Raw genomic sequence first — 25,160 nt, 5'->3', positions numbered from 1 at the left:
CTGTAGTACAGGCAAGCGCCCGCCACTTCACAAACATGATCCCGCCATGCAAACCACGCCGCAATCGCCGTCGCAAACCCAGGCAACCGCCGGCAACGTGCTCAAGGCCGCCTGGCTTAGCCTGGTGGCGGGCTATGTCGACGTGGTCGGCTTTATCGCGCTGTTCGGGCTGTTCACCGCGCACGTGACCGGCAACTTTGTCATGGTCGGCGTGGAGCTGGCGCACTCGACCACCGGCGTGGCGGCCAAGATGCTGGCGTTGCCCGTGTTCGCCCTGTCGGTGGCGGCTACCAAGATCGCGATCGATGCCATGCAGGCGCGCGGCAAGCCGCCGCTTCCGCCGCTGCTGGTCGCGCAAGGGGTGCTGCTGGCCTGTTTCATGCTGGCCGGCTGCCTGGCTTCGCCCGTCACCTCACCCGACATGCCATCCGCCATCGCGACCGGCATGCTGGGCGTGGCCGCGATGGCGGTCCAGAACGCGCAGTCGCGCATCGTGCTGACCGACCATGTGCCGACCACCATCATGACGGGCAACAGCACGCAGGTCATCATCGACCTGGTAGAACTGGCCCGCGGTCCGGCCGACAAGATCGCGCCCGCGAAGAACCGGCTGCGCAAGATGGTCCCCGCCATCGGCGCGTTCGCCGCCGGGGCCGTGTCCGGGGCCTATGCCTACGTGTTTGCATCCTTCTGGTGCCTGGCGGTACCCATCGTCATCCTGCTGGCGCTCGCGTACAGCTACCGGTCCACGCAGACGGCGCCGGCCGCCGGCACTGGGCCGAACCCGGCCACGGCCGAGAGGCAGTCCTAGCGTCCCTGCCTTGCGCACCCGCCTTCTAAGCTAAGACGAAACCATCAGTTCGCGGCGCAGCGCGCGCTTTCTATACTCGGCGGTCGGCCGCCACGCGGCCTCCCAACCTAGCGAGGAAGCAGAGAATGAAGCGATGGCAAGCCGCCGCGATGGCGGCGCTACTGATGGTAACGGGCGCCGGCGTTGGCCACGCGCAGGAAAAAAGCAGGATCAAGGTCGGCGTGTCGGTGGGCAATGCCGAGCAGACCTTCGAAGTGGTGCGGAAAGTGGCGGCGCGCGACGGGCTGGAAATCCAGTTGATCACCTTCAGCGACTACCTGCAGCCCAATGAGGCGCTGGCCGCGGGCGACCTGGATGCCAACGCCTTCCAGCACAAGCCTTTCCTGGACAGCCAGATCAAGGCGCGCGGCTACAAGATCGTGCCGGTGGGCCTGACCCTGACCGCCCCGCTCGGCATCTACTCCAGGAAGTTCGGGTCGCCCGACCAGTTGCCGCAAGGCGCCCGCATTGGCATCCAGAACGATCCCTCCAACGGCAACCGCGCGCTGCTGCTGTTGCAAAAGGCCGGGCTGATCAAGCTCAAGCCCGGCGTGGGCGAGAACGGCGTCAACGCCACCCCGCTGGACGTGGTGGAGAACCCGAAGAAGCTCAGGCTCATCGAGCTCGACGCGGCCCAGTTGCCGCGCGCCCTGGACGACCTCGCCGCCGCGTCGATCAACAACGACTACGCCTACCGTGCCGGCCTTTCGCTGCAGCGCGACACCATCGCCGTGGAAGACGCGCGCGGGCCTTACGCCAACCTGATCGCTACCCGCGTGGAGGACAAGGACAAACCGTGGGTGAAGAAACTGGTGAAGGCCTACCAGTCCGATGAAGTACGCAGGTTTATCGAGACCGAGTTCAAGGGATCGCTGATTCCGGCCTTCTGACCTGGCACGGCAATCGCTTCCATGCCCATCCGTTCCGGCATTGGCCGTCATATGTGCGCCAGATAACATGAGGAGCTTGCTCCTCCTGCGGCCATGGCACATGCTGGGTTCAATAAGACGGCTGCGTCGGACAGCCGCCCGACTCCCCTCTCCCGCCCAGCAATTTGAACGCCATCGGGCGTTCTCCCGGAGGTGCCATGGCCATTTCCAAGGGCTTTACCGTCATTATCGGGATGATGGAGATCCGCGCGATGCAGCGGACCGACGAGGGAGAGGTACCGGCGCAAAAGTCTTCCGCCGATTCGTACCACGTCTACCATCGAGGCTCGGGGCGCTTGCGGAGCAAGGATCGGGAATTCGATACCGCCTTCGAGCGCTGCATCGCGAGAGCGCTAAGGCGCTGCGCATGGATACCGTTGGACTCCGAGCCAGGCCCGTCGCCTGGCTTTTTTTATTGACGCTGCACCGGCGGCGTCCATCCCCCGTGCCTGGCGTGGCTCAGCCTGCCGCGATGTGTCCTATAGTTCTAAGCCAGTGTTATCCAGCAAGGTTCACGGCTAGGTACGAGGAGGCGCATCATGGCAACCTGGAAGCCCGACCCCAGCTTTTACCCATCGCCCCGCCTGGCAGCAAAGGCGCCGCCCGAGGCACTCGCCTATGTGGCGATGTTCGATCCCACGCGTACCCAGCCCGACGGCATTGCCGTGGTCGACGTCGATCCCGCATCCGGGACCTATGCCACCATCGTCGGGCAGTTGCCCATGCCGTATGCGGGCGACGAATTGCATCACTTCGGCTGGAACGCCTGCTCTTCCTGCCTCTGCCCGAATGCCCCGCACCCGCATATGGAACGGCGCTACCTCGTGGTGCCGGGCCTGCGTTCGTCGCGCATTTACATCATCGACACCCAGCCCGACCCGCGGCGGCCGGCCATCGCCAAGATCATCGAGCCCGCCGATCTGGCCGAACGCACCGGCTATACGCGCCCGCACACCGTGCACTGCGGCCCCGCCGGTATCTACGTGACGGCGCTGGGCAATGCCGAGGGCAAGGGGCCGGGCGGCATCCTGCTGCTGGACCAGCAGGGCTTCGAGCCGCTCGGGCGGTGGGAGGTGGAACGCGGCCCGCAGTATTTTGCCTATGACGGCTGGTGGCACCTCGGCTACGACACGCTGGTCACCAGCGAATGGGGCACGCCCGACATGATCGAGGACGGCCTGGTGCCCGAGATCCTGCTTGGCTCGCGCTACGGCCGCCGCCTGCATTTCTGGGATCTCACCAGACGCAAGCACTTGCAGGAGATCGACTTCGGCGAGGAGTACCAGCTCGTGTTCGAGCTGCGCCCCGCGCACGACCCCACCAAGGCGTACGGCTTCGTCAATTGCGTGATCAGCCTGAAGGACCTGTCTTCATCGATCTGGGTCTGGTACCGGGACAGCGGCAAGTGGGCAGTGCGCAAGGTGATCGATATTCCCGCCGAGCCGGCGGACCCGGATCTGCTGCCGCCCATCCTCAAGGGCTTCAAGGCGGTGCCGCCGCTGGTCAGCGACATCGACCTGTCGATGGACGACCGCTTCCTCTATGTCGCGTGCTGGGGCACCGGCGACCTGCTGCAGTACGACGTCTCCGACCCGTTCGCACCGAAGCAGAGGGGGCGTGTGCGCATTGGCGGTATCGTCTCGCGCGCCACGCATCCCGGCGCCGGCGGCGCCGCGCTCAACGGCGGCCCGCAGATGGTGGAAGTCAGCCGCGACGGGCGCCGCGTCTACTTCACCAACTCGCTCTACGGCGCGGTCGATCCGCAGTTCTACCCGGAGGGGATCGACGGCTGGATGGTCAAGCTGGACGCCGCGCCCGAAGGCGGCATCGCGTTCGACCCGCGCTTCTTCCTGCGCTGGCCGGCGGGCCATCGTCCGCACCAGGTCAGGCTGCAAGGCGGCGACTGCTCGTCGGATTCGTACTGCTACCCATAGCGGCCCCGCCATGCCCGCCACCTCGGGCGTGCCGCTGGGCACGCACTTCGCCACGCTGTGGCCACTCTGGTGGCCCTGGCTGGCCATCGCCGCGCTGGGTCTGTTCCACGGCATCAATCCCGCGATGGGCTGGCTGTTCGCGGTAGCGCTCGGGCTGCATCGCGGACGGCGCAAGGTAGTGCTGCTGGCACTGCTGCCGATCGCGCTTGGCCATGCGCTGGCGGTAGCCCTGGTACTGGCCGCCACGCTCACGCTCGGCAGCCTGCTCGATCCCCAATGGCTGGCGCGCGCCGGTGGCGCGGTGCTGATCGCCTGGGCCGGCTGGCACGCCCTGCGCGGCCACCGCCAGCATCCGCGCGTGGGCATGCAGGCCGGCATGGCCGGGCTGGCGCTGTGGTCATTCCTGATGGCCGGCACGCATGGGGCGGGCTTGATGCTGGTGCCGGCGCTGCTGCCGGTGTGCAGCGCCGTGGCCGGCGGGCCGGCCGCCAGTGGCCCGCTGATGCCGGCGCTGCTGGCGCTGGGATTGCATACGCTGACCATGCTCCTCGCTATCGGCACCGTAGCGTTGCTGGTCTACGACCGCGTCGGCATAGCCTTCCTGCGCACGGGATGGATCAACCTCGACCGCGTATGGACGCTGGCGCTGACGGGCTGCGGCGCAGTGCTGCTGTTGGGGTAGGCAGGCAGCCGGAGCAAAGAAGAGCGATGGCGCCAGATCACGACTCGATGCAGCCGTGTGGCGCGCCCCCAAGGACGGGCCACACCCCGGCGCGATGCGAAGCGAGCCGTCAAGGTGTACCAGGCCGCATGGGGCGCCTCGTCGGCGGGCAAAAAGAGCGGAAAAGAGGGTTCAACCTACTTGGATGTCGGCATGACAAACTCTGCGCCTTTGCTAATACTTTCGGGCCAGCGTTGCATGATGGACTTCTGCTTGGTGTAGAAACGAACCCCTTCCTCGCCGTAGGCGTGCATATCGCCAAACAGGCTCTTCTTCCACCCACCGAACCCGTGCCAGGCCATCGGCACTGGAATAGGCACGTTGATGCCCACCATCCCGACTTGAATGCGCCGAGAAAATTCGCGGGCCACATTGCCATCACGGGTAAAGCACGCAACGCCGTTGCCAAACTCATGGTCGTTGATGAGTTGCACTGCAGCAGCAAGATCGGTCACGCGAACGCACGACAACACCGGACCGAAGATCTCTTCCCGGTAGATGCTCATTTCGGGCGTGACATGATCGAAGAGGGTTCCTCCAAGCCAGAACCCCCCATCGCAGCCCATGCCGGCGGTCGAGTATTTGAACGTCCGGCCATCGGCCAGCAACTGCGCTCCCTCCTTGACTCCTTGCTCAATGTAGCCAGTGATGCGCGCATGCGCCGCGGGGGTCACGATGGGCCCCATTTCAGCTTCCAGGTTGGTACCGTCGAGCACCTTCAGTGCTTTGGTGCGCTCCACCAGCTTCGGCATGATCTTGTCAGCCACATCCCCCACGAGTACCGCCACCGAAATCGCCATGCAACGCTCGCCGGCTGAACCATAGCCCGCTCCGATCAGGGCATCCACCGCCTGATCGACATCGGCATCGGGCATCACCACCATATGGTTCTTGGCCCCGCCGAGCGCCTGTACCCGCTTGCCGTGGCGTGCGCCCGTCTCGTAGATGTAATTCGCGATCGGCGTAGAGCCGACGAAAGACACCGCCTTCACATCCGGGTGCACCAGTAGCGCATCCACGACCTCCTTGTCCCCCTGCACCACATTGAACACGCCGTCAGGCAGGCCGGCCTGCTTCAACAAATCTGCGATGAACAGACTCGGGCTGGGGTCGATGGGGCTGGGCTTGAGCACGAAGCAGTTGCCCGCCGCGATGGCTACTGGGAACATCCACATTGGCACCATGACCGGAAAGTTGAATGGCGTAACCCCGGCGACGACACCCAACGGTTGTCGAAACGTCCAGTTGTCGATGCCGGTGCTGACCTGATCGGTGAAATCTCCCTTGAGAAGCTGGGGGATGCCGCACGAGAACTCGACAATGTCGATACCACGCGCCACTTCACCCTGGGCATCGGTGAAGACCTTTCCATGCTCGGCCGTGATGAGTGCAGCAAGTGCATCTTTGTTTCGGCCCAGCAGTTCCAGAAACTTGAACAGCACCCGGGTGCGCCGAATTGGCGGGGTATCTGCCCAAGATGGAAATGCCATCCGGGCGGAAGCAACTGCAGCCTCCAAATCCTGCTGATTGCCAAGGCGCACGTGACGACTGACAGCGCCGGTCGCGGGATTGTAGATGGGTTGAGTCCGGGTGCCACCACCCGCAGTGAGCGCGCCTCCGATGTAATGGGTGATTTCGCTGTTGTTTCTGGTCTCTGTCATGATGAAGTTCTCGCTGGAGAAAGAATAAATCCTTGAATTGGGCAGGCCCTGCGCCTTGGCGCGTCCACACAAGGGAACAGGCGCGATCTCGGGCATCATGGTCGGCGCCTGACCCGTGGGCAGGAAGGAGGCACATCCTGGTGTGCCTCAGCAAGGTGGGCAGTCGCCGATGCCGGGTTTAGTGGGACACTGCCGAAATCCCCACCGCCGTCTCGGCGCGCACCTCTTGCGCCGGGAATCCTGCTCGGTCAAGTGAGGCCCGCCTGGTGCGATCCGTCAGGGACACGACAACGATCATCAGGAAAGCCAGCGGCATCGAGAACAGCGTGGGATAGTCATATGGGAAAAGCGGCGTGGCGAACCCGAAGATGCGCACCCACACCGCCGGCGACAGCACAACCAGGGTCAAGGCCACGCCCAGGCCAACGATGCCTCCGGCCAGCGCCCCCCGGGTGGTCAGGCCGCGCCAGTACATCGACATGAGCAATACGGGGAAGTTGGCGGATGCTGCGATACTGAAGGCCAAGGCCACCAGGAATGCAACGTTCTGATCGCGAAAGAGCAGGCCCAGGACGATGGCGACGACGCCGATGCCTATCGACGCCATACGGTTCACCCGCATCGCCTCGGATGGTGAAACATCATCGCAGCGCAGCACTTTGGCGTACAGGTCGTGTGCTATGGCGGACGCTCCCGCCAGCGTCAGGCCACTGACCACGGCGAGAATGGTGGCGAACGACACGGCGGCGAGCAGTCCGAACAGAAGATTGCCTCCTAGCGCCGTGGCCAGGTGCATGATCGGCATGTTTGAGCCGCCCAGCACCGGGCCACCGACCTTGCCATCGATATAGAACGACGGATAGTTCGGCAGGATCGCCATGGCGGTCAGGCCGAGGAAACAGATGATGACAAAGAACACCCCCATCAATCCCGTGGCCACGAATACCGACTTGCGGGCGGCACGCGCGTCCGGCACAGTGAAGAAGCGCATCATGATGTGGGGCAGCCCGGCGATCCCGAAGACCAGGGAGAGCGCCAGCGACAGGCCGGAGACCGGATTGCCCATCAGCTTCCAGGGACCCTTTATCGCCTCGCCGGCCTGGTGGTTATTCGCCGCAGTTGCGACAAGCGCGGAGAAGTCGAAGTCGAAGTAGTTCAGCGCCAGCGCCGTCAGGAGGACGCCGTTGCCGAGCATCAGGATGGCCTTGATGATCTGCACCCAGGTCGTGGCAACCATGCCCCCGACGACGACATAGACCATCATCAGGATGCCAACGCTGATAACGGCATAGGTGTAGTCGATTCCGAACAGCAACTGCACTAGTTGACCCGCGCCGACCATTTGGACAATGAGATAGAACAGCACCACGGTCAACGAACTGATGGCACTGAAGATCCGCGTGCTGCGTTCGTCGAGACGGAAGGAAACGATGTCGCTCAAGGTGTAGCGGCCCAGGTTTCTCAGGCGCTCGGCGACCAGGAACATGATGATGGGCCAGCCCATGAATGCGCACACCGCATAGATCAGCGAGTCGAACCCGTTGGAAAAGGCCAGGCTGGATATCCCCAGCAGCGTTGCGGCAGACATGTAGTCGCCCACAATGGCCAGCCCATTCTGCGTCCCGGTGATACCGCCACCGGCGGTGTAGAAGTCCGAAGTCGATCGTGTCTTGTGCGACGCCCAGTACGTTATGCCGAGCGTGACGGCGACGAAGCCGCCGAAAATCAGGATGGCTTCCGTGTTCATGTGCGCACCATTGAGATCAGGCGTTCGCACATCTTGTCGAACTGGGTGTTGGCGATATGGATGTAGGCGCCCGTCAGGAGCCACGACAACAGGATCAGACCGGTTGCGCACAGCAGACCGCTGGTCAACGTGCCCTTGCTGCTCAAAGGAACCGCCAAGAGTGCTGGCGCAAGCACGGCAGTCAGTATGAACCCCATGCAGAGCACAAGGCACACACCGGCGAACCAGAAGGCCACGCGCCGGCGCAGCGTCTTCAGCCGCTCATAGTCGGGGTGGCCGGGAAGTCGCCGGCAGATCTCTTCATTCGATAGCATTGTTTGTCTCCGTCCTTGTCGTCTTTTTTTTCCTGCATCCACACGCTGACGCCGATCAGCCATTCGGCCGAACCTTGTAGGCCTTCTTGTCCACGAACTCGCCCAGCCGCTCTTGCACGTCTCGCCCGGTTTGCACGACAGCGGCCATCAGCCCTTCGGCGAACAGCCCTTCGGTCGATGCCATGTCGGCGATACGGTTGATGGAACTGACGATCGCGTAGTTCGACAGCACCGCGTTGCTTGCGATCCTCCGCGCCAGCTCCAGGCCCAGGTCGTACGCCGATTTGGGGTTGGCCTCGGTATTGCAGACGTAGTGGGCCAGGCCCAGGCGCTCGCCTTCTTCTGCATCCAGCACACGCCCGGTCAGCATCATTTCCACCATCCGGGTGGCCGAGATGATCTTGGCGGTGCGTACCGTCGCCCCTCCGCCGGTGAAAATGCCGCGCGTCCCCTCTGGCAATGCAAAGAAGGTGCTCTTGTCGGCAACACGCACGTGCGCGGCGCTTGCCAGTTCCAGACCGCCGCCCACCACGGCCCCCTGCAAGCAAGCGATGACAGGGACGCCACCGTGCTGGATCTTGTCGAAAGCCCGATGCCATCCCTGGCACACGCGCATGAAGTCAACCGGGCTGCGCTCCTTATCGTGGTGTTCCTTGAGATCCAGACCGGCACAGAAATGATCTCCCTGCGCCGTCATGAGAATGGCGCGGATGTGGCTGGGGATGCTGGAGAAATAGGCGTCGATCTCGGCGATTGCGCGCTCGTCCAGTGCATTGCGCTTGCGCGCCTTGTTGAGCGTGATGATGCCGATGTTGCCCTGCTCGGACGTCAGCAAGAAGGGTTCAGTCATGGAACGACTCCTTTGGAATGGATGAAGGGGGAGGAGCACGACCGTCGTGCTATTGAGGTTTGGTCGGCAGCGGCAACGAGCGAAGCGCCGCTTTCTGTATCTTTCCTGTGGCCGTCATCGGCATGCGCTCGATGAACACGACCTTGTCGGGAATCGACCATTTCGCGACGCGCCCCTGATAGCGTGCGAGGATCTGCTCGGCAGACAGGCAACCTTCCGGTTTGGGGACGACAAACAGAACCGGGCGCTCGCCCCATTTCTCGCTTGACTCGGCGATGCAGGCCGCCAGTTCGATGCCGGGTTCCTCCATCGCAATGTTCTCTATCTCGATTGACGAGATCCACTCGCCCCCGGACTTGATGACATCCTTGCTGCGATCCGTGATGCGCATGTAGCCATCCGCATCGATGCTTCCGACATCGCCAGTGCGGAACCAGCCGTCCTCGGTGGCGGGCTCGGCTTTGCCGTAGTAGTGGGAGATGACCCAGTTGCCCTGGACCATGAGGTGCCCGGTGGACACCCCATCATGGGGCAACCGCTTACCTTCCTCATCGACAACCTTGAAGCGTGCGCCGAACAGCGGCCGCCCCTGCGATGCAAGCACCTGCAGCGTCTCGTCGCCGGGCAGCGACGCGTGCTTGGGTAGTAGCTGACAGACGGTTCCCAGCGGCGAGACCTCCGTCATGCCCCACGCGTGGCGCACTGTCACGTTACGTGCGCGAAAGGATGCAATCATGTGCGGCGGGCACGCGGCGCCACCGATGACGATGTGCTGGAGCGTGCTAAATGTCAGTGCCCGGCTTTCGACATGGTCCAGCACCCCTTTCCATACCGTCGGCACACCCGCCGATAGCGTCACGCCGGCACGCTCGCACAAGGCGTAGAGCCGCTCGCCCTGCATGTTCGATCCGGGTAGGACGATCTTGGCCCCGGACATCAGGGAGGAGTACGGCAATCCCCACGCATTGACGTGGAACATCGGAACCAGCGGCATGACCGCATCGCTGCAGGAGATCGCCAGCGCGTTTGGATGGCTGGATGCATAGGCATGCAGAACGGTCGATCGGTGAGAGTACTGCGTGCCCTTCGGCGCCCCGGTGGTGCCAGACGTGTAGCACAGCCCACATGCAGTGTCCTCGTCGAACTCCAGCCACTCGAAATTTCGAACGTCGTTTCCCAACCAGGCGCCGTAGTGCATCCCGGCATGGTCTTGATCGGCGTCCTCGTTGAGCAGAACCCAATGTGCCACCGACGGGCACCGCGGCTCCAGTTGCTCAACCAATTCTGCGAAGTGCCCGTCGTAGAACACCACGACATCCTGGGCGTCGTTGATGATGAACTCGATCTGCTCGCGACTCAGGCGTGGATTGACCGTATGGCAGATCGCTCCGATGCCGGCGGTGGCATAGTAGATCTCCAAGTGGCGATAGGTATTCCATGCCAATGTCGCCACGCGATGGCCCGGGAGCAATCCTCGATGCCCCATGCCGACAGCCAGATCCTTCACTCTGCGCCCAAACTCCCGGTATGTGTACGTATGCAGGCTACCGTCATCAAGCGCGGTCACGATCTCCTGATCCGCACTGCTTTCCAGGGCATGTGTGAGGATTGAATTGATGAGCAAGGGCATGCGCATCATGTTTCCCGGTTGCACCATGTTGTCGTCTCCTTTTCCTTTCACCGAAGAATAGGTGGCTTCGTTCCATCCCCCAATTGCCAATGGCGACGGCGAATATGCAAAAACTGCCAACATTCGACTAGCCAACGGAGCGGACTCAGGTAGACTGGGGGAAGGGCTGCGCCAAGGCGCGCATGCCCCGGTCGGTCCGGAAACCGGTATTGCTCAGTTCAACAGGAAGAGGCCGCCTCAGGAGGCGCAAGCGGATGCGTTCACCAGGAAGGGATCAAGCGGGCATTTTTGCGGCACTGCAATCCCCCTTTGCCTTCAAACACGCGGCGCTGGCGCGTGGGACCGGCGGCCCTTGCTGCTGCGCGAGGGTGCCATGGACAGCTTGAGCATCACAGCAAATGGAGGTCGGACGGACAAGGCGGCTGGATCCGTGTCAACGGCAACGGTCTCGCTCGAACTGGTGCAAGACTTACTGCTGAGCTTGCGAGCCTTGTGCTCAGAGCCGACTCTGGACGAGTGTTTGAAGCAGGCAGGTATTGTCAAGGAGTTCATCAGCCATCCCGCCTCCCGACTCACGCACGATCAACTCGTCAGGCTGTACCAGGAGAGCGCCGCCGCGACAGGTGACGAAATGATGGGGCTATGGAGCCGTCCCATACGGACCGGGTCCCTGAAGTACATCGTCCGTGCAGTAATGGATGCGCCAACGATCCGTGTGGCGCTGTACCGTTTCACGCAGGTCTGGAATTTGCTGTTGGACGACTACCGCCTGAATCTCGCGCAAGCTGGAGACAGCATGAGCCTGGAGTTGATTCCCCGCTCCACGAAGATTGGCGTGAACCGCTTCGGCCATGCCTTGATATTGAAACTCACGCACGGCATTGTTTCATGGCTCGTCGGTCGGGAGGTCCCCGTGCAGAGGGTGGTGTTTGTTTTCCAACGCCCCTCCTTTGCAGCCGACTATCCGATTCTCTTCCCGGCCCCCATTGATTTTGGGGGGCAGTTCTCACATATCACGTTCCGCGCGGAGCTTGGAAGAATTCGGGCGGAACGCAACACGGCCGACGTACGCGAATTCCTGAAACGAGCGCCCCGTGATTGGATCTTCACCTCCTATCACGAGCACGTCATGCGACTGAAGGTGCGCGAGCTACTGTATGCGGACCTGGGGCGAACACTGGACGACGTTTCGAGCAAGCTCCACATGTCCTCGCGGACGCTGATCCGCAGGTTGCAGGACGAGAACCTGTCCTTCCAGGGCATCAAGGACGATCTGCGCAGAGACCTGGCTATCCTGAATCTTGCGCGTAAGGATGTCTCTCTGGCCGAGATCTCCTATGCACTGGGTTTCAGCTCACCCGCAGTTTTCCATCGTGCTTTCCGCCATTGGACGGGCATGACGCCGGGCGTGTACCGGGCCGCCCAACAGGAACTGCAGTCGCCCCCCGCAGGGGGGTGAAACCGCCTTTGACCTTAAGCCGTTGACGTTAAGCAGTTGCAGTTGCCGGGCAGGAACACAGCAATCAGCCACACATATAGAGCCCCCCCGCCCTGYGGGCGCCTACAAATCCCCCCCCTGACCGCTTTGCTCCCGCAACAACACCGTCATCCGCTGCGCAAGCGGCGAAAGATAAGCCCCAGCCCGCGAGATCACCCCCACGCGCCGGCGCAAATCCAGCTCTTCAAGCCCCAGGTTCAACGGCCGCAGGCCAATCTGCATCGCCTCCGAATCCCCGCCCGACACGCTCAACATCTGCGTGCCCCTCACCAGCTGGAACAACGAAGCGCTGCCAAAATCAGTCTCGATCCGCAAGTTCGGCTCGGCAAGCCCCTGCTTGCGAAAGGCCGCGTCGACCTGCTGCCGCAGGGCGATATGCGGCGCGGGAAGCAACCATTCCTGGCCCACCAGATCCGCCAGCCTCACCTTGCGCCGGCGCAGCAGCGGGTGCGCGCCATCAGCCACGACGACAAGGCGGTCGTCGAACAATTCTTCCACCGCGAACTCGCTCGCGCGCTGCTTCTGCATCGGCGCGACGGCAAGGTCCAGTTCGCCCGCCAGCAGCAGATCCATCAGTTCCCGCGCCATGCGCCTGCGCAGGCGAAGCCTGGCGACCGGCCGCTCCTTCACAAGCTGGCGGCAGGCGCCCAGGAAGAGCGCGTTGGGTATGGAAGGCGAATAGCCCAGGCGCAGGATGCCCTGCTCGCCGGTCCGGATGCCTTGCATCTCCTTGAGCGCATCCTCATACTCCAGCCGGATTCTCCGGGCGCGTTCGATAAACTGCGCGCCGGCTTGCGTCGGGGTCATGCCGTGGACCGTGCGCTCGAACAGGGGCAGGCCGATCTGCCCTTCCACCCGCTGCACCGCCTTGGTCAGGGCTGGCTGGCTGATGCCCAGCGACTCCGCGGCGCGGCCGATGCCGCCGTGGGCATCCACAGCCAGCACGTACTCAAGATCCCTCGTCTCCATTCTGACATTCCTGTTGGTTATGTCTTTATAGCCAGTACGGCATTGTGGTGATGCCACGCATCTTACAGACTACGGCAAAGAATCACCACGGAGACACAAAATGGGTTTCGCTTTCTTCCTGCGCCGCGCCGCACGCTATTGGGGGGACCACGCCGCGGTCCTCTATCAGGACCGGGTCCTGACCTACCGCCAGCTGGACGAGCGCTCCAACCGCCTGGCCAACGCGCTGCTGGGCCTCGGCCTGGTCAAGGGCGACCGCGTGGCGATTCAGTCTCGCAACCGTACGGAACTGGTCGAGATCGAGTGCGCCCTGTATAAGGCCGGCCTCGTCAAGGCGGCGCTGAACCCGCGCTTCACCGCCGCGGAAGCCTCGGATGTCGCCGAGAACTGCACGCCCCGGGTCATGATCGCGGGGCCGGGCTATACCGGCTACTCCCCGGCAACCGCGGGCTTCGGGTCGGTGGAGACCTTCATCGCCATCGGCGGCCCCGCAGCAGGTTATGCCGACTACGAGTCGCTGCTGTCAGGCGCAAGCGATGCACCCGTCGATGCCGCGCCGCTCTCCGATGACCTCGCCGTATTGCATTTCTCCTCGGGCTCCACCGGCAAGATCAAGGCGGCCATGCAGAGCTACGGCAACCGCCTCGCGGCGCTGCGCAAGATGCTGCTCGGCATGGACAACCCCGCCCGGCCCGGCGATCGCCTGGCGTTGATCGGGCCGGTCACGCACGCCTCAGGCATGTTAATGCAGCCCTACCTGTACACCGGCGCGACCCTGGTCCTGTTCGACAAATTCGAGCCCGCGCATTTCCTGGCGGAAGTGGCCAGGCTGCGCATCACCCATGTGTTCATGGTGCCGGCCATGATCAACATGCTGCTGGCCGAGCCAACCCTGGCCAGCGCCGACCTGAGCAGCCTCAAGACGCTGGCCTACGGCGCCGCGCCGATGGCGCCGGCCCGTATCCGCGAGGCATGGGAGCGTATCGGCCCCATCCTCTCGCAAGGCTACGGGGCGAGCGAGTCCACCTCCGGCGTGACCCGCCTCTCCACAGCCGACCATGCCGAGGCAATGGCGCACCGGCCCGAACGGCTGGCGTCCTGCGGCCGGGCCCTCGGTGAGACGCAGGTGTGCGTGGTCGACGAGCAGGGACGTGAAGTGCGCGGTGACGAAATCGGCGAACTGGTGATCCGCGGCGAGGATGTGTTCCAGGGCTACTGGGGCGAGCCGGCGCTGACGCGCGAGGCGCTTGCCGACGGCTGGCTGCGCACGGGCGACCTGGCCCGAGTCGACGAGCAAGGCTACATCTACCTGGTCGACCGCAAGAAGGACATGATCATCTCCGGCGGCTTCAATGTGTACCCGACCGAGGTCGAGGCTACCCTGTACCTGCACCCCGACGTGATGGAAGCCTGCGTGATCAGCGTGCCTGACGACACATGGGGCGAAAGCGTCAAGGCTGTCGTCGCGCTCAGGCCCGGCCGGCAAGCCAGCGCCGACGACCTCATCGCGCACTGCCGCGCACGGATCGCGGACTACAAGTCGCCGCGATCCATCGACTTCGTTGCCGACCTGCCCAAGAACGCCAGCGGAAAACTTGCCCGGAAACTGGTACGCGAGCCGTACTGGCAAGGCGTGTCCCGCCGCGTGAATTAAGGAGAATCGCCATGTTCGACCATCTGACCAACCCCACGCTCATCGAGACCCGCGCCGCGATCCGCCGCTATATCGACGAGGAATTGCTGCCGCTGGAACGGGAGCTTGGCCTCGGCTCGGAAGACGTCTGGCCCAGGGATGTGCTGCGCGGCGTGTGGCGCCGTTCCAGCGAGCTGGGGCTCTATGCCGCCTGCCTGCCGGTCCAGTTGGGCGGCAAGGGCCTGAATATCGCCGAGCAGTGCGCGCTGAAAGCGGACCTGGCCGCCAGCGGCGCCGTGCTGGCGCCGCATGTGCTGGGGGACCTGGGCGGCCCGCCGCGCGTCGGCAATATGCTCAAGTACGCGACGCCCGAACAGCTCGCGCGCTACTTCCAGCCGGTGATCCGGGGCGAGAAGTCGACCTGCTTTGCCCTCACCGAGCCGCATTCCGGCTCGGACGCCCAGAGCATCTCGACCACCGCCGTGGCGGATGGCGACGAGCTGGTCGTCAATGGCCGCAAGCACTACATCAGCGGTGCGCCATTCGCCGATTTCGCCATCGTCATGTGCGTGACCGATGCCACAGCCTCGCCGCCGGCCATCACGGCCGTGCTGATCGACCTGGACCTGCCCGGCGTCAAGGTCAGTACCGAATACGTGCCGATGTCGGGCCAGCATATCGATGCGGATATCGAGTTCACCAATGTACGGGTGCCGCGCGCCAATATCTTTGGCGGAGAAGGCAACGGCTTCAAGCTCGGCATGTCGCGGATCAACGTCAACCGGCTGCTGCACTGCCCTACCATGCTGGGGCTGGCCACCACGGCCTATCAAGCCTCGCTCGAATACGCCGGCAAGCGGCGCCAGTTCGGCGGACCCATTGCGCGCTTCCAGGCAATCCAGCACATGCTGGCGGACATGGCCGCCGCGCTGTGGGCTTGCGAGAGCATGATCGCGCAGACGGCGGCGCTGGCCGATAGCGGTGCCGACCTGCGCATGAAGGCCGCGGCGTGCAAGCTCTATATCTCCGAGCGCTGCTTCGAGGTAGCCGACAAAGCCGTGCAGATCCACGGCAATGTCGGTGTCACCCGAGGGCATCCGGTCGAGCAGGCCTTCCGCAAGCTGCGCATGTTCCGGATCTTCACTGGCACCAGCGAGATCCAGCGCAATACCATCGCCCGGGCAATTCTCGAGCCCATGCAGGCGCAAGCTTGAGCGGGCAGGCACAAGCAAACGTTGACGAGCCGGCGCGGCAAGACTGCGCGGCCCCAAAAAGGAGACAACCCATGAACCGCCGAACCTGGCTTGCCGCGGCAAGCGCGGCCGCCTTGAGCAGCGTGCTGGCCCCGGCGCGCGCCGCCGCCTATCCCAACCGTCCCATCCGCCTGATCGTCCCGTTCCTGGCAGGCAGCGCCCCCGACAATATCGCGCGGACGCTGGCGGCCGAACTGGGGCGGCAACTGGGTCAGCCGCTGGTGGTCGAGAACATGCCCGGCGCCGGCGGCATCATCGGCGCCGGCGCCCTGAAGCGCGCCGCGGCGGACGGATACACGCTCGGCATTCTCGCGAATACGCATGTCATCAATGTGCATATGTATCGCAACATGCCATACGATCCCGCGCACGATTTCACGTCCATCGCGGCGATCTCCGGCGGGCCGACCGCGCTCGTGGTCCCCGCGGATGCGCCCTACAAGACCGCGGGCGACCTGATCGCCGCGATGAAACGCGCCCCCGGCAAGCTCAACTACGGATCGGGCGGCAAAGGCAGCATCGCGCATCTGGCCGTCGAAACGTTGCTGCACCAGACCGGCACCGAAGCCGTCCATATCCCGTACAAGGGTGCGACAGAGATCATTACCTCCATGCTCAGCGGCCAGACCCAGTTCGGCATGCCCGTGCTGAGCACCGCGACCCAATACCTGCGCAACGGGCAGGTCCGGGCGCTGGCGGTGTCGTCATCCGCGCGCTCGGCTTATTTCCCTGAGGTACCGACGTTTGCCGAGGCCATGCCGCCCGGCTTCGTCCTCGATAACTGGACCGGCCTGTTTGCCCCCGCGCGCCTTCCCGCCGAACTCACCCAGCGGCTCTTTGCCGCCGTCAGCGAGTTGCAGGCCAGCGGGCGCCTCGATGCGCAGATCAAGGCCAACGCGGGCGAGCTGCGCCGCAGCGCCTCCCCGGCCCAGTTCAACGCAGCGGTAGCCGCCGACAGCGCCCGCTACGGCACGCTGATCCGCTCGATCGGCATGAACGGCGACGTAAGCTGAATCCACCTCACCCGGAAAGCACCATGAAACCAGAGTGGTCCTGCCTCAAGGACGTCAAGATCATCGATGTCAGCCAGTTGCTGCCGGGCCCGCACGCCACCAGCCTGCTCCTGCAACTCGGCGCGGATGTCATCAAGGTGGAGCAGCCCGGCATTGGCGACACCTCCCGGCAACTCGGCCCCGCGGTGTTTGCCCAGTTCAATCGCGGCAAGCAATCCATCGCGCTCGACCTGAAATCCGCGGAAGGGCGTAGCGCATTCCTCGGCCTGGTGCGGGATGCGGACGCCGTTGTCGAAGGCTTCCGGCCCGGCGTGATGCAGCGTCTCGGCCTGGGCTATGACATGCTCGCGGAAGTGAATCCCGCCATCGTGCTGTGCTCCATCTCCGGCTTCGGCCAGACCGGCCCCTATGCCGACCATGCCGGCCACGACCTGAACTATCTCGCCCTGGCGGGCTACTGGTCCGTCCCGGTCCAGGTGGCGGACAAGGTCTCGCGCCCGCGTGCCCGCGTCTCCGACTACGCGGCCTCGGGCTACGCCGCGCTCTCGCTGGCGGTGGCCATCATGAGCGCGCGCCAGAATGGCCACGGCCAGCATCTCGATGTCTCGATCCATGATGCCATCCTGTCCTGGACCGCGCATGGCGCATGGGCCGCGCGCGGCTACGAGGATCGCCCCCAGGAATCGCCCACCGTGATGCCGGACAACGATATCTTCGAGACACGCGATGGCCGGCACCTTGCCATGGGCATCCTCGAAAACAAGTTCTGGCTGAACCTGTGCGATGCCCTTGGCGCCGCGTTCCCGGCGCTGCTCGATGCCCGGTTCAGTTCCCGCGCGGGCCGACAGCAGCACAAGCCAGAGGTGAACGGCCTGCTCACGGGCATCTTCCTGACACGAACGCTCGCGGAGTGGGCCGACGCCTTCGCTGCGGTGGACCTTCCCTTCTCTCCTTCGCTAAGCGCGCAGGAGCTGTTTGCCGACCCGCATGTGCAGGCACGCGGCATGATCCGTGCATTGCCGGGGGAGCAAGCCATCACGCTCGGCTTCCCCGTCAAATTCTCCCTTGGCTTGCCGGCAAGCGACGACCACGTTCCGGCACTGGGCGAGCACGGCGCGCAATAAGCCAGGCGGCGTCAAGGTTGCGCCCGCCAGAGCGAGGGCGCAACCGGCTCCTCCCGCCGCCACGCCGCGCGGAAGGCCTGCGGACTGGCAAAGCCGCAACGCTCGGCAACGATCTCCACGGCCCAGTCGCTGTCCTTCAACAGCCGGCGCGCCAGATCGAGCCGTAGCTGCTGCTGGTATTGCTTGAGGGTAACGCCGCACTCCTGCTGGAACAGCCTGGCCAGATGCCGATAGCTCAGTGCGAAGCGTTCGGCCAGCTCACGATATGGCAACGCGCTGGCCGGCTGCCCGGTCAGGAAGTCCTGCACGGCATGGATGACCGGATGATGGTGATCGCGGTAGCGCAGCGGCACCTCAAGCGCCGGGTCCTGGCCCAGCCGGCGGAACGGGACCACGTTCTCCCGCGCGACGCGGATAGCGGCGGCCGTGCCGAACCGATGCCGGATCAGGTGCAGCGCGAGGTCGATGCCCGCCGCGACACCCGCCGAGGTGATCAGCGCGCCATCGTCGACCACCAGCCGGTTGGACAGCACGCGGGCCAGCGGATGGCGCTGCTGCAGCCGCGCCAGGTGATCATGGTGCGTGGTGCAGTTGCGGCCGTCGAGCAGGCCGGCCTCCCCGAGCAGGAAGGCGCCGGTGCAGACGCTGGCAAGCGTGATCTCGCCGAGCCGGGGCTTCGCCACGGTTTGCAGCCAACGGACGATCTGCTGCTGTTCCGGCGTGGACAGCGCGCTAACCGCCAGCTTGAAACCCACCACGATGACGACATCGCCGGCCACCAGCCGGGCTGGCAAAGGCCGCACCGCGCTGAGCGCCAGACCCTGGAAACTTGTCAGTTCCTTCAGCGGCCCCACGCAGACCAGTTCGACTGGCGAAATGCCAAGCGCCGCCACCGAGCCGAGGACCTGCATCGGTCCGCCGAGATCGAGGATGTGTACATTCGGTGGCAGTACAAGATAGATACGCTTCATGGCACATTTTTTTCCATATTTGTCCATTTTTCGAATAGCAGCCGATCTTGCTTGTGGTTAGTATGGCAGCGAATTTACCGCTTCGGCTATCACGGCTAACGCGGCTACCGATACGGAGGAAGGGAACATGCTGGAACTCAGGCCAACCTGCGAACACTGCAACAAGGCGCTCCCGCCAGCTTCGCTGGAAGCACGCATCTGTAGCTATGAGTGCACATTCTGTGCCGGATGCGTGGACGAAGTCCTGGGCAATGTCTGCCCAAATTGTGGAGGCGGCTTCGCGCCAAGGCCAGTCAGGCCATCGAAGAACTGGAAGAACGACAACTTCCTCGGCAAGGATCCCGCCAGCGCCAAGATCAAGCACAGGCCGGTGGATCCTTCCGCTCATGCGCGGTTTTCCGCGGGCATCGCGACGATCCCTCCCGAACAGCGATAGCGCGGCGGCACAGTCGCTGTAAACTCTGCCTCGTCGGACCATGAACGAGAGCAAGCGATGAGCAGCGAACTACAAGTTGAAGATATCCAGCCCGGCGACGGCAAAGCGGTCGTCAAGGGCGCCCTGATCACCACCCGGTACACCGGCTACCTGGAGGACGGCACCAAATTCGACTCCTCCCACGATCGCGGCAAGCCTTTCCAGTGCGTCATCGGGACAGGGCGCGTCATCAAAGGCTGGGATATCGGGCTGATGGGCATGAAAGTCGGCGGCAAGCGCAAGCTGCATGTGCCGGCCCATCTCGCCTATGGCGAGAGACAGGTCGGGGCTCACATCAAGCCGAACTCGAACCTGATCTTCGAGATCGAGCTGCTCGAAGTGTTGACGCGGGATGACTGAGGCCTCGTCTCCGCCTGAGCGCCCGCCGGCCACGCAAGCGCTGCATTGATACTGCGTCAGCGGCACGCGCTCTTTCCGGTGCCAGGAGGCGCTATATAATGCTGCGCCTCCCCTATTCCGAACAAGCGCCATGAAAACAGCCGCATTGTTGACTCTGGCACTAGCCATCCAAACATCGGCGCACGCTGCGGGGGACGTACAGGCCGGAAAGGCGTTGTTCACCACGCGATGCGCCTCTTGCCACAGCGTCGGGCCATCCGCGCGCGGTGCGTTTGGTCCCCAGCTCAATGCCATCTTTGGCAGGACCGCCGGAGGAACCAACGACTACACATACTCTCCGGCAATGAAGAAATCAGGGATCGTATGGTCTGAAAAGACGCTGAGCGATTTTCTCAGGTCGCCGGGCAAGGTTGTACCCGGTACCAAGATGCGTTTTTGGGGACTCGGCAACGAGCGGCAGATCGAGGACCTGCTGGCGTACCTGCATTCGTACCCGTAACGATCGAAAGCGACCAGCAAGGACTAGATTGCATTTCGCCAAGGGGGATTTCCGTGGAATACATCGACGTCATCTGGAGGCACGAGCTTTCCTCGGAGCCGGTTCGCCTTGTGTCGGAGCTCAATGGCAAGCGCTTCGAGACCCGGAAACTGGAGTTCTTCCCGGATGGAAGCGTAGGCTTCGCAAGCGTCGGGGCAACAACCGGAAGAACCCACCTTGGGCTCGTCCCCGTACCGCTTCTCGACGAGATCAACGCGGATCCGGAGTTTGACGGGGTGGCGATGACGCCCGAGGCGTTTGAAATCCTCTGGCTGCAACACGCGTGCCCGGCGCGGCATTGACGCAGTTTGTCCGGAATTCAACCTGAGTGCGACGATAGCCGCGAGAGCCATCGTCGCGCGCAACCTGCCCGACGAACACGAGCAGGTTTTACCGTACGCCCCATCCAGCGGCGACGAGTACGGCGCTTGAAGCGTCGGGCCAGGTGCCTGGGCCGGATTCGCTAATCCGCGMGCTGTGACGCCCACTCGCTGAAGCCAGGTCCACTGTAAATGGTTTTTCGCTTCGCCCACTCCACCTCGGCGGCAGTGGCGTAAGTGACCCCTGGCTCCCACCAAAGCGCGGCTTCCTGCTGGAAGGACGGCCGCTGTTCCATGCGAGCGATCAGCGAAACGAGTTTGGGGCGATCCGGAGCGCGCCAGGACAACCGCAACGGGCGAGTTTCAATGAACTGGCAAATGCAGGCGAGCAGGATATCCTGGGCGGATACCACGCCAGGGACAAAGCCGTCCGCAGTGCCGATGAGCTGAGACTCGAACCAATCGAGAAGATGCTGGTTGCGAATGGCGCACCGGGCCGCATGGCTGTTTTCTTCGTGGCGAATGCCGGACCATTGCAGCTGCGACACCGTCGTCGTCGACACGCCTAAGGTTTGCAGCGTGGCGAGAACGAGCTTGTCATGCCATTCTTCCCCGGAGCGCACATAACGGGCGGCCAGGGGCCGCATGCCTTCGGGCACCGCCGCAACCGGATAGGCCGACATGAGGTAATCCAGAATCACGGCCGAGTCCCATAGCGTCAGCTTGCCGTCGATCAGGGCAGGCACCTGAAGGGTTGGCGTGATCCTCGCGCGTTCCTCGACGCTGGGCGTCGTGAAGGTTTCCTCGCGCTCAAAATCCAGCCCCTTCTCGACGAGCACGATGCGCACGGCGCGGGCGAACGGCGATCCCGTGGTGAAGAACAGCTTGCGCATTTCAGCCTCCCAGCATGACGGCTCGCCTCGCGAGCCAGGGTCGCGAAGGCGGTTTGCCGGCAACCCCGGGCGATCCGGCGATCGCCCGGGGCTTCAGTATGCGACGATATACTTGCCTTTCCCCTGGCGCCAGCGCTCCCCACGGTTCAGATATGGAACACATCATTTTTCGCACCGCATTGCCGGCCGACCTTCCCGCCATCGTCGGATTGCTGGCGGACGATGCGCTTGGCAGCCAGCGGGAGACTGTCGGTTCGCCCCTGGACGAACGATACGTTGCCGGCTTTAAAGCCGTGGAAGCCGACCCGAATCAGCGTCTCGTGGTCGCCATGGATGGAGATGCGGTAGTCGGCACACTGCAGATATCGTTCATACCGGGCATTGCCCGGAGAGGGGCATGGCGGGGGCAGATCGAAGCAGTCCGGATCGCCGCACCCTACCGTAGCGCGCGGATTGGCCAACAGATGCTCGAATGGGCAATCTCGGCGTGCAGGGCTCGCGGCTGCGCGCTGGTCCAGCTGACTACGGACAAGGGCCGTCCGGACGCGCACCGGTTCTATGAAAGGCTCGGCTTTGTGGCCAGCCATGAGGGCTATAAACTGATCTTGTAGGTTCCCCGCGGCGCCAGCGCATATGGATTGCACCAAAGCTTCGTTGCCCGGGCCGCGCCGGTTGGCTACTGTCATTGGATACGGAACTGCCGCGCCATGCAGGCAACGTGGAGGAACGCCAATGAAAGACCTGATCGACTGGATCACCGCCATTGCCACCGTCGTGCTTGTCTACGCGGCACTGCGGCACCCGCTCTACCCGCCCCGCTTCGGCGCGGCGGACGATACGCCCGGAACCAGCCGCACCGGCCGCCATGCGGATCCGGGCAACGCGGACAGCGCGCGGGCCCACGCCACGCAGCGCTGACCCGGCAGGCGCCGCGCTTTCAGCGAGCGCATGGAGGAAAGGCTATTCAGCGCGCCTTTCCCGGTACACAGTCATCCACCATCCCCGCTATCCGGCTGGCACTCAGCCAGGGATGCCATTCATCCGCGCTGCGGATCTCGACATCCGAGCCTTCCTGGGCCCGACGCAAGCTGATCAGGTGAAAAAACCGGTAATCGGAATCCTGGGCGCGCCCGACCCGGATATCGACCCGCCCCGGCTCCGGGTATGCGACCACGCTGGCGTCATCCCCCAGCCTGCCTTTCAGGCACAGCACCAGGTCGCTGACACTGGCATTGGAATGCACGCGCCTTGGTTCCGACGCCTGTATGGAACTCGCGTTAACGCCACCGGCACAACCCGAAAGCATTAGCGCTTGCGCCGTCAGCGCGGCGGCCAGCAATACCAAACCTTTAGACATTCCCTCTCCTTGGGCAGATTGGGGAGTCATGTTACATCAGGTGCTTTTTGAAGCCGCTTTGCGTGCGCGTTTTCCGGCGTCATGCCTGGCCTTTGCGCCACATCTACCCACTGCGCCCTGACGAGCCGCGCCGGGTGCTCGGGCGAAATCCGGATGGCCGCATCCGTTGCGCCAGGAAGGCCATTACGGATTGCAGACTCATGGGTCAATTGCGTTGCGGGCGATCGATATCAGGGATGGAATCGGGAAAAGCAGTACCGATCCGTTCGACGACGCGATCGAAATAGCATTCGCAAATGCCTGCCAGATTCCTCCTGGAATCGGCGTCAATCAGCAAGGCGTTGACCAGGCTGCAGAACTCCAACAGCGTATGCCAGTCGCGGCCATTGCGAGCCAGCCGCGAAGCTTCGATGGCAAACACCGCGCCCACTGTGCCGTCGCGCAACTGCCCAAGCAAGCGCTCAAAGCCGCGCCGGCGCATGCCCGATCCCGAGCAACCCAGATCGCGTCACCAATGACATCAACCTCTTCCCAGCCCAGTGCCCGGGCCCCGCCCCGATCCACCAATCCATATTGCCGACGCTGGCTTTCCAGGTTGTACTGCGCTTGCCCGGGCGTAGACTGGCGGATATAGACGTTGCCTATAAACCTTGTTGACGCTTATCTTGGGTGGATTGGTGTGTGGCCCGTATGCGCCACCGCACGGGGTATAAGCCGTGAGTGCCTCTGTTCCAGCAAAACCACAACAGCCGCAGTCGGAAGCGATGATGCGGCGGGCGCCTGCCCTATTGCGCGTAGCCAGCGCGGGCGCGCTTCATTCAACGCGCCGCCCCTGTTTGCAAGAATTTACATTCTTTGCCTTCAAAATAGGATTTTCTGATTTTGTTCCACAGACGTCTCTGCTATAAGCGAAGGCTAGTCGATGGAGTTCGTCTTTATGGATACATCAGAAAAGCAATTTCCGTTCTTAGAAAAAAGCACCATTCGTCCGCTGTGGAATCTTGGCAGCAAGACCTGCACAGTCTTAGACGCAGAAGAATTCGCACTTTCGACGGATCGAACCGCGTCGCCGCTGCGAAATCAACCACCGCCGCCCCCTCCGCCAAAAAAGCCGCCAAAGCCCAGGCGCCCGCCGAAAAGCTTGATCGAAGGCTTTCTAGACTTTCACGAATGACTGAATACGCCACCACCACCGAAACCAGCCCCCGCACCCGCTGCGCCAGCGGTAAAAAAGCCACGCGTTAAACTGTTTGACTTGCAAGATATACCGGGCGCTATGGAGCGCATCGAATGGCCCATGTCGGCTAAGGTCATGCGCAAGTGGTTGGCCGGTGATTTGAACTATGCCAACACCGACAAGGGGGCAATTAGAGGCATCAATCAAGACTGCAAGCCGTTCCCATCGAGTATGGTTGATACAACCATGTTTAAGTTGGCTTGGATATTGAAATATCCACGCGCCAAGGAAAAATTCGATTAACTTATAAACGAAAAGCCATTTAATTTAGATGCGCATAACATTTTAAAATTGATGTGCTCCCGCCGTGATCCTTCACCATACCATGTGGATACATGGAATAAATCCAGAGAAGACATACAGCAGTGGCATCAAGAGTATCAGTATCAGAAAAACTCCGTTGATAGCGATAATATATCAAAATTCCTGATGTGGCCTAAAGGCGTAGCGCACCCAAATGGGCTTTGGATGGACGATCTCTATGGTTCCCTTGGTGCCTTTTCGTTTTATGCCGCACTTGGTGGATTTTTTTATCATCGCATAGCACACACGCGCACCCGCCTGACGGTCACCGAAGTGTACATTTATATGCGCGACGTATTTACCTTTCACGACAGAACCGAAAAAAAACCAATAATTATCCAAAATGGAACTCAATATTTTTGCCATTGGAACAAGACCGGTTTTATTATTGTTCTCGCCTCGACTGTAATTGGGGAGGTAACAACGGCGGATTGGCTAAATTATACAGTTGCGCGCGCCGGCGTTGTTTCCAAAAACACTGTCTATTATCCGATAAGAAATAGAGATTATCGGGATTTGCAATTGCGGCACAAACAAGGCGGGGATTTGGTGTTGTACTCAAATTTATACAGGGTACCAC

At 62.9% G+C, this 25,160-nt stretch carries 27 protein-coding genes and 1 pseudogene; 18 read left to right on the top strand and 10 right to left on the bottom strand.

Annotated elements, in window-relative coordinates:
* Positions 1-46: 46 nt before the first annotated feature.
* The 5 genes from AC1DN0_RS16700 to AC1DN0_RS16680 all read left to right on the top strand — a co-directional run bounded on the left by AC1DN0_RS16700 (position 47) and on the right by AC1DN0_RS16680 (position 4,395).
* Entirely contained in the window at positions 47-811 is a 765-nt protein-coding gene (locus AC1DN0_RS16700; protein ID WP_441625220.1) for a YoaK family protein, read from the top strand.
* Positions 812-936: 125 nt separating this feature from the next.
* The gene (locus AC1DN0_RS16695) at positions 937-1,740 is read left to right on the top strand and encodes a MetQ/NlpA family ABC transporter substrate-binding protein (RefSeq protein WP_441625218.1); all 804 of its coding nucleotides are present in this window, start codon (positions 937-939) and stop codon (positions 1,738-1,740) included.
* Positions 1,741-1,937: 197 nt separating this feature from the next.
* The gene (locus AC1DN0_RS16690; protein ID WP_276291170.1) at positions 1,938-2,198 is read left to right on the top strand and encodes a hypothetical protein; all 261 of its coding nucleotides are present in this window, start codon (positions 1,938-1,940) and stop codon (positions 2,196-2,198) included.
* Positions 2,199-2,318: 120 nt separating this feature from the next.
* Entirely contained in the window at positions 2,319-3,713 is a 1,395-nt protein-coding gene (locus AC1DN0_RS16685) for a selenium-binding protein SBP56-related protein (protein ID WP_441625215.1), read from the top strand.
* 10 nt (positions 3,714-3,723) lie between these two features.
* Complete coding sequence (locus AC1DN0_RS16680) at positions 3,724-4,395, top strand: hypothetical protein (protein WP_441625213.1); 672 nt, start codon at positions 3,724-3,726, stop codon at positions 4,393-4,395.
* 176 nt (positions 4,396-4,571) lie between these two features.
* Here AC1DN0_RS16680 and AC1DN0_RS16675 read toward each other — a convergent pair whose 3' ends face one another.
* The 5 genes from AC1DN0_RS16675 to AC1DN0_RS16655 form a co-directional block, all read right to left on the bottom strand.
* Positions 4,572-6,095, bottom strand: a complete 1,524-nt coding sequence (locus AC1DN0_RS16675) for a CoA-acylating methylmalonate-semialdehyde dehydrogenase (RefSeq protein ID WP_441625310.1) — start codon at positions 6,093-6,095, stop codon at positions 4,572-4,574.
* Positions 6,096-6,273: 178 nt separating this feature from the next.
* Entirely contained in the window at positions 6,274-7,842 is a 1,569-nt protein-coding gene (locus AC1DN0_RS16670) for a sodium:solute symporter family transporter (protein WP_441625211.1), read from the bottom strand.
* Entirely contained in the window at positions 7,839-8,156 is a 318-nt protein-coding gene (locus tag AC1DN0_RS16665; RefSeq protein ID WP_441625209.1) for a DUF485 domain-containing protein, read from the bottom strand. The genes AC1DN0_RS16670 and AC1DN0_RS16665 overlap by 4 nt, the downstream gene beginning before the upstream one ends.
* Positions 8,157-8,211: 55 nt before the next feature.
* The gene (locus AC1DN0_RS16660) at positions 8,212-9,006 is read right to left on the bottom strand and encodes a crotonase/enoyl-CoA hydratase family protein (RefSeq protein ID WP_441625207.1); all 795 of its coding nucleotides are present in this window, start codon (positions 9,004-9,006) and stop codon (positions 8,212-8,214) included.
* A 49-nt stretch (positions 9,007-9,055) separates the two neighbouring features.
* Complete coding sequence (locus tag AC1DN0_RS16655; RefSeq protein ID WP_441625308.1) at positions 9,056-10,663, bottom strand: long-chain-fatty-acid--CoA ligase; 1,608 nt, start codon at positions 10,661-10,663, stop codon at positions 9,056-9,058.
* 346 nt (positions 10,664-11,009) lie between these two features.
* On the opposite strand from AC1DN0_RS16655, the gene AC1DN0_RS16650 reads away from it, so the two are divergent.
* A complete protein-coding gene (locus AC1DN0_RS16650) occupies positions 11,010-12,095 on the top strand; it encodes an AraC family transcriptional regulator (protein ID WP_477111418.1) in 1,086 nt (361 codons plus the stop codon).
* A 102-nt stretch (positions 12,096-12,197) separates the two neighbouring features.
* Here AC1DN0_RS16650 and AC1DN0_RS16645 read toward each other — a convergent pair whose 3' ends face one another.
* Positions 12,198-13,103, bottom strand: coding sequence for a LysR family transcriptional regulator (locus AC1DN0_RS16645; RefSeq protein ID WP_441625203.1), 906 nt, complete (start codon positions 13,101-13,103; stop codon positions 12,198-12,200).
* Between the two features lie 100 nt (positions 13,104-13,203).
* Here AC1DN0_RS16645 and AC1DN0_RS16640 point away from each other — a divergent pair, with 100 nt between their 5' ends.
* The 4 genes from AC1DN0_RS16640 (at position 13,204) to AC1DN0_RS16625 (ending at position 18,126) form a co-directional block, all read left to right on the top strand.
* Positions 13,204-14,757 carry an AMP-binding protein gene (locus tag AC1DN0_RS16640; protein ID WP_441625201.1) on the top strand — a complete coding sequence of 518 codons (1,554 nt, stop codon included), beginning with the start codon at positions 13,204-13,206 and terminating at the stop codon, positions 14,755-14,757.
* An 11-nt stretch (positions 14,758-14,768) separates the two neighbouring features.
* The gene (locus AC1DN0_RS16635; protein ID WP_441625199.1) at positions 14,769-15,950 is read left to right on the top strand and encodes an acyl-CoA dehydrogenase family protein; all 1,182 of its coding nucleotides are present in this window, start codon (positions 14,769-14,771) and stop codon (positions 15,948-15,950) included.
* A 71-nt stretch (positions 15,951-16,021) separates the two neighbouring features.
* Positions 16,022-17,002 (top strand): tripartite tricarboxylate transporter substrate-binding protein, encoded by a 981-nt coding sequence (locus AC1DN0_RS16630; RefSeq protein ID WP_441625197.1) that lies wholly within the window; start codon positions 16,022-16,024, stop codon positions 17,000-17,002.
* 23 nt (positions 17,003-17,025) lie between these two features.
* The gene (locus tag AC1DN0_RS16625) at positions 17,026-18,126 is read left to right on the top strand and encodes a CaiB/BaiF CoA transferase family protein (protein ID WP_441625195.1); all 1,101 of its coding nucleotides are present in this window, start codon (positions 17,026-17,028) and stop codon (positions 18,124-18,126) included.
* 11 nt (positions 18,127-18,137) lie between these two features.
* Here AC1DN0_RS16625 and AC1DN0_RS16620 read toward each other — a convergent pair whose 3' ends face one another.
* The gene (locus tag AC1DN0_RS16620) at positions 18,138-19,097 is read right to left on the bottom strand and encodes a GlxA family transcriptional regulator (RefSeq protein ID WP_441625193.1); all 960 of its coding nucleotides are present in this window, start codon (positions 19,095-19,097) and stop codon (positions 18,138-18,140) included.
* 127 nt (positions 19,098-19,224) lie between these two features.
* Here AC1DN0_RS16620 and AC1DN0_RS16615 point away from each other — a divergent pair, with 127 nt between their 5' ends.
* The 4 genes from AC1DN0_RS16615 (at position 19,225) to AC1DN0_RS16600 (ending at position 20,772) form a co-directional block, all read left to right on the top strand.
* A complete protein-coding gene (locus AC1DN0_RS16615; protein ID WP_441625191.1) occupies positions 19,225-19,533 on the top strand; it encodes a DUF1272 domain-containing protein in 309 nt (102 codons plus the stop codon).
* A gap of 57 nt (positions 19,534-19,590) precedes the next feature.
* Entirely contained in the window at positions 19,591-19,932 is a 342-nt protein-coding gene (locus tag AC1DN0_RS16610) for an FKBP-type peptidyl-prolyl cis-trans isomerase (RefSeq protein WP_441625189.1), read from the top strand.
* A 130-nt stretch (positions 19,933-20,062) separates the two neighbouring features.
* Positions 20,063-20,431: a c-type cytochrome gene (locus tag AC1DN0_RS16605; RefSeq protein ID WP_441625187.1), complete on the top strand. Its 369-nt coding sequence runs from the start codon at positions 20,063-20,065 to the stop codon at positions 20,429-20,431.
* A gap of 53 nt (positions 20,432-20,484) precedes the next feature.
* Positions 20,485-20,772: a DUF6881 domain-containing protein gene (locus AC1DN0_RS16600; protein ID WP_441625185.1), complete on the top strand. Its 288-nt coding sequence runs from the start codon at positions 20,485-20,487 to the stop codon at positions 20,770-20,772.
* Between the two features lie 161 nt (positions 20,773-20,933).
* On the opposite strand, the gene AC1DN0_RS16595 is transcribed toward AC1DN0_RS16600, so the two are convergent.
* Entirely contained in the window at positions 20,934-21,683 is a 750-nt protein-coding gene (locus AC1DN0_RS16595; RefSeq protein WP_477145852.1) for a glutathione S-transferase family protein, read from the bottom strand.
* A gap of 152 nt (positions 21,684-21,835) precedes the next feature.
* Between AC1DN0_RS16595 and AC1DN0_RS16590 the strand changes: the two genes are divergently transcribed.
* Both AC1DN0_RS16590 and AC1DN0_RS16585 read left to right on the top strand, forming a co-directional pair.
* Entirely contained in the window at positions 21,836-22,294 is a 459-nt protein-coding gene (locus tag AC1DN0_RS16590) for a GNAT family N-acetyltransferase (protein WP_441625181.1), read from the top strand.
* Between the two features lie 121 nt (positions 22,295-22,415).
* Entirely contained in the window at positions 22,416-22,601 is a 186-nt protein-coding gene (locus AC1DN0_RS16585) for a hypothetical protein (RefSeq protein ID WP_441625179.1), read from the top strand.
* A 46-nt stretch (positions 22,602-22,647) separates the two neighbouring features.
* On the opposite strand, the gene AC1DN0_RS16580 is transcribed toward AC1DN0_RS16585, so the two are convergent.
* Both AC1DN0_RS16580 and AC1DN0_RS16575 read right to left on the bottom strand, forming a co-directional pair.
* Positions 22,648-23,070 carry a hypothetical protein gene (locus AC1DN0_RS16580; RefSeq protein ID WP_441625177.1) on the bottom strand — a complete coding sequence of 141 codons (423 nt, stop codon included), beginning with the start codon at positions 23,068-23,070 and terminating at the stop codon, positions 22,648-22,650.
* A gap of 175 nt (positions 23,071-23,245) precedes the next feature.
* The gene (locus tag AC1DN0_RS16575; protein ID WP_441625175.1) at positions 23,246-23,521 is read right to left on the bottom strand and encodes a recombinase family protein; all 276 of its coding nucleotides are present in this window, start codon (positions 23,519-23,521) and stop codon (positions 23,246-23,248) included.
* A gap of 441 nt (positions 23,522-23,962) precedes the next feature.
* Between AC1DN0_RS16575 and AC1DN0_RS16570 the strand changes: the two genes are divergently transcribed.
* The gene (locus AC1DN0_RS16570; RefSeq protein ID WP_441625173.1) at positions 23,963-24,214 is read left to right on the top strand and encodes a hypothetical protein; all 252 of its coding nucleotides are present in this window, start codon (positions 23,963-23,965) and stop codon (positions 24,212-24,214) included.
* Between the two features lie 102 nt (positions 24,215-24,316).
* A pseudogene (locus tag AC1DN0_RS16565) lies at positions 24,317-25,160 on the top strand (DUF6402 family protein); the annotation flags it as partial.

The sequence above is a fragment of the Cupriavidus sp. 05N39 genome (assembly GCF_056397325.1).
Note: the sequence above shows the minus strand (reverse complement) of the source record. Positions and strands in the feature narration are given on the sequence as shown.

Coding starts and splice junctions, on each gene's coding strand:
- AC1DN0_RS16675 (WP_441625310.1), bottom strand. CDS start 6,095: ATGACAGAGACCAGAAACAACAGCGAAATCACCCATTACATCGGAGGC.
- AC1DN0_RS16665 (WP_441625209.1), bottom strand. CDS start 8,156: ATGCTATCGAATGAAGAGATCTGCCGGCGACTTCCCGGCCACCCCGAC.
- AC1DN0_RS16650 (WP_477111418.1), top strand. CDS start 11,010: ATGGACAGCTTGAGCATCACAGCAAATGGAGGTCGGACGGACAAGGCG.
- AC1DN0_RS16685 (WP_441625215.1), top strand. CDS start 2,319: ATGGCAACCTGGAAGCCCGACCCCAGCTTTTACCCATCGCCCCGCCTG.
- AC1DN0_RS16610 (WP_441625189.1), top strand. CDS start 19,591: ATGAGCAGCGAACTACAAGTTGAAGATATCCAGCCCGGCGACGGCAAA.
- AC1DN0_RS16570 (WP_441625173.1), top strand. CDS start 23,963: ATGGAGTTCGTCTTTATGGATACATCAGAAAAGCAATTTCCGTTCTTA.
- AC1DN0_RS16585 (WP_441625179.1), top strand. CDS start 22,416: ATGAAAGACCTGATCGACTGGATCACCGCCATTGCCACCGTCGTGCTT.
- AC1DN0_RS16690 (WP_276291170.1), top strand. CDS start 1,938: ATGGCCATTTCCAAGGGCTTTACCGTCATTATCGGGATGATGGAGATC.
- AC1DN0_RS16590 (WP_441625181.1), top strand. CDS start 21,836: ATGGAACACATCATTTTTCGCACCGCATTGCCGGCCGACCTTCCCGCC.
- AC1DN0_RS16655 (WP_441625308.1), bottom strand. CDS start 10,663: ATGGTGCAACCGGGAAACATGATGCGCATGCCCTTGCTCATCAATTCA.
- AC1DN0_RS16645 (WP_441625203.1), bottom strand. CDS start 13,103: ATGGAGACGAGGGATCTTGAGTACGTGCTGGCTGTGGATGCCCACGGC.
- AC1DN0_RS16620 (WP_441625193.1), bottom strand. CDS start 19,097: ATGAAGCGTATCTATCTTGTACTGCCACCGAATGTACACATCCTCGAT.
- AC1DN0_RS16680 (WP_441625213.1), top strand. CDS start 3,724: ATGCCCGCCACCTCGGGCGTGCCGCTGGGCACGCACTTCGCCACGCTG.
- AC1DN0_RS16635 (WP_441625199.1), top strand. CDS start 14,769: ATGTTCGACCATCTGACCAACCCCACGCTCATCGAGACCCGCGCCGCG.
- AC1DN0_RS16605 (WP_441625187.1), top strand. CDS start 20,063: ATGAAAACAGCCGCATTGTTGACTCTGGCACTAGCCATCCAAACATCG.
- AC1DN0_RS16580 (WP_441625177.1), bottom strand. CDS start 23,070: ATGACTCCCCAATCTGCCCAAGGAGAGGGAATGTCTAAAGGTTTGGTA.
- AC1DN0_RS16695 (WP_441625218.1), top strand. CDS start 937: ATGAAGCGATGGCAAGCCGCCGCGATGGCGGCGCTACTGATGGTAACG.
- AC1DN0_RS16625 (WP_441625195.1), top strand. CDS start 17,026: ATGAAACCAGAGTGGTCCTGCCTCAAGGACGTCAAGATCATCGATGTC.
- AC1DN0_RS16615 (WP_441625191.1), top strand. CDS start 19,225: ATGCTGGAACTCAGGCCAACCTGCGAACACTGCAACAAGGCGCTCCCG.
- AC1DN0_RS16700 (WP_441625220.1), top strand. CDS start 47: ATGCAAACCACGCCGCAATCGCCGTCGCAAACCCAGGCAACCGCCGGC.
- AC1DN0_RS16630 (WP_441625197.1), top strand. CDS start 16,022: ATGAACCGCCGAACCTGGCTTGCCGCGGCAAGCGCGGCCGCCTTGAGC.
- AC1DN0_RS16670 (WP_441625211.1), bottom strand. CDS start 7,842: ATGAACACGGAAGCCATCCTGATTTTCGGCGGCTTCGTCGCCGTCACG.
- AC1DN0_RS16640 (WP_441625201.1), top strand. CDS start 13,204: ATGGGTTTCGCTTTCTTCCTGCGCCGCGCCGCACGCTATTGGGGGGAC.
- AC1DN0_RS16575 (WP_441625175.1), bottom strand. CDS start 23,521: ATGCGCCGGCGCGGCTTTGAGCGCTTGCTTGGGCAGTTGCGCGACGGC.
- AC1DN0_RS16660 (WP_441625207.1), bottom strand. CDS start 9,006: ATGACTGAACCCTTCTTGCTGACGTCCGAGCAGGGCAACATCGGCATC.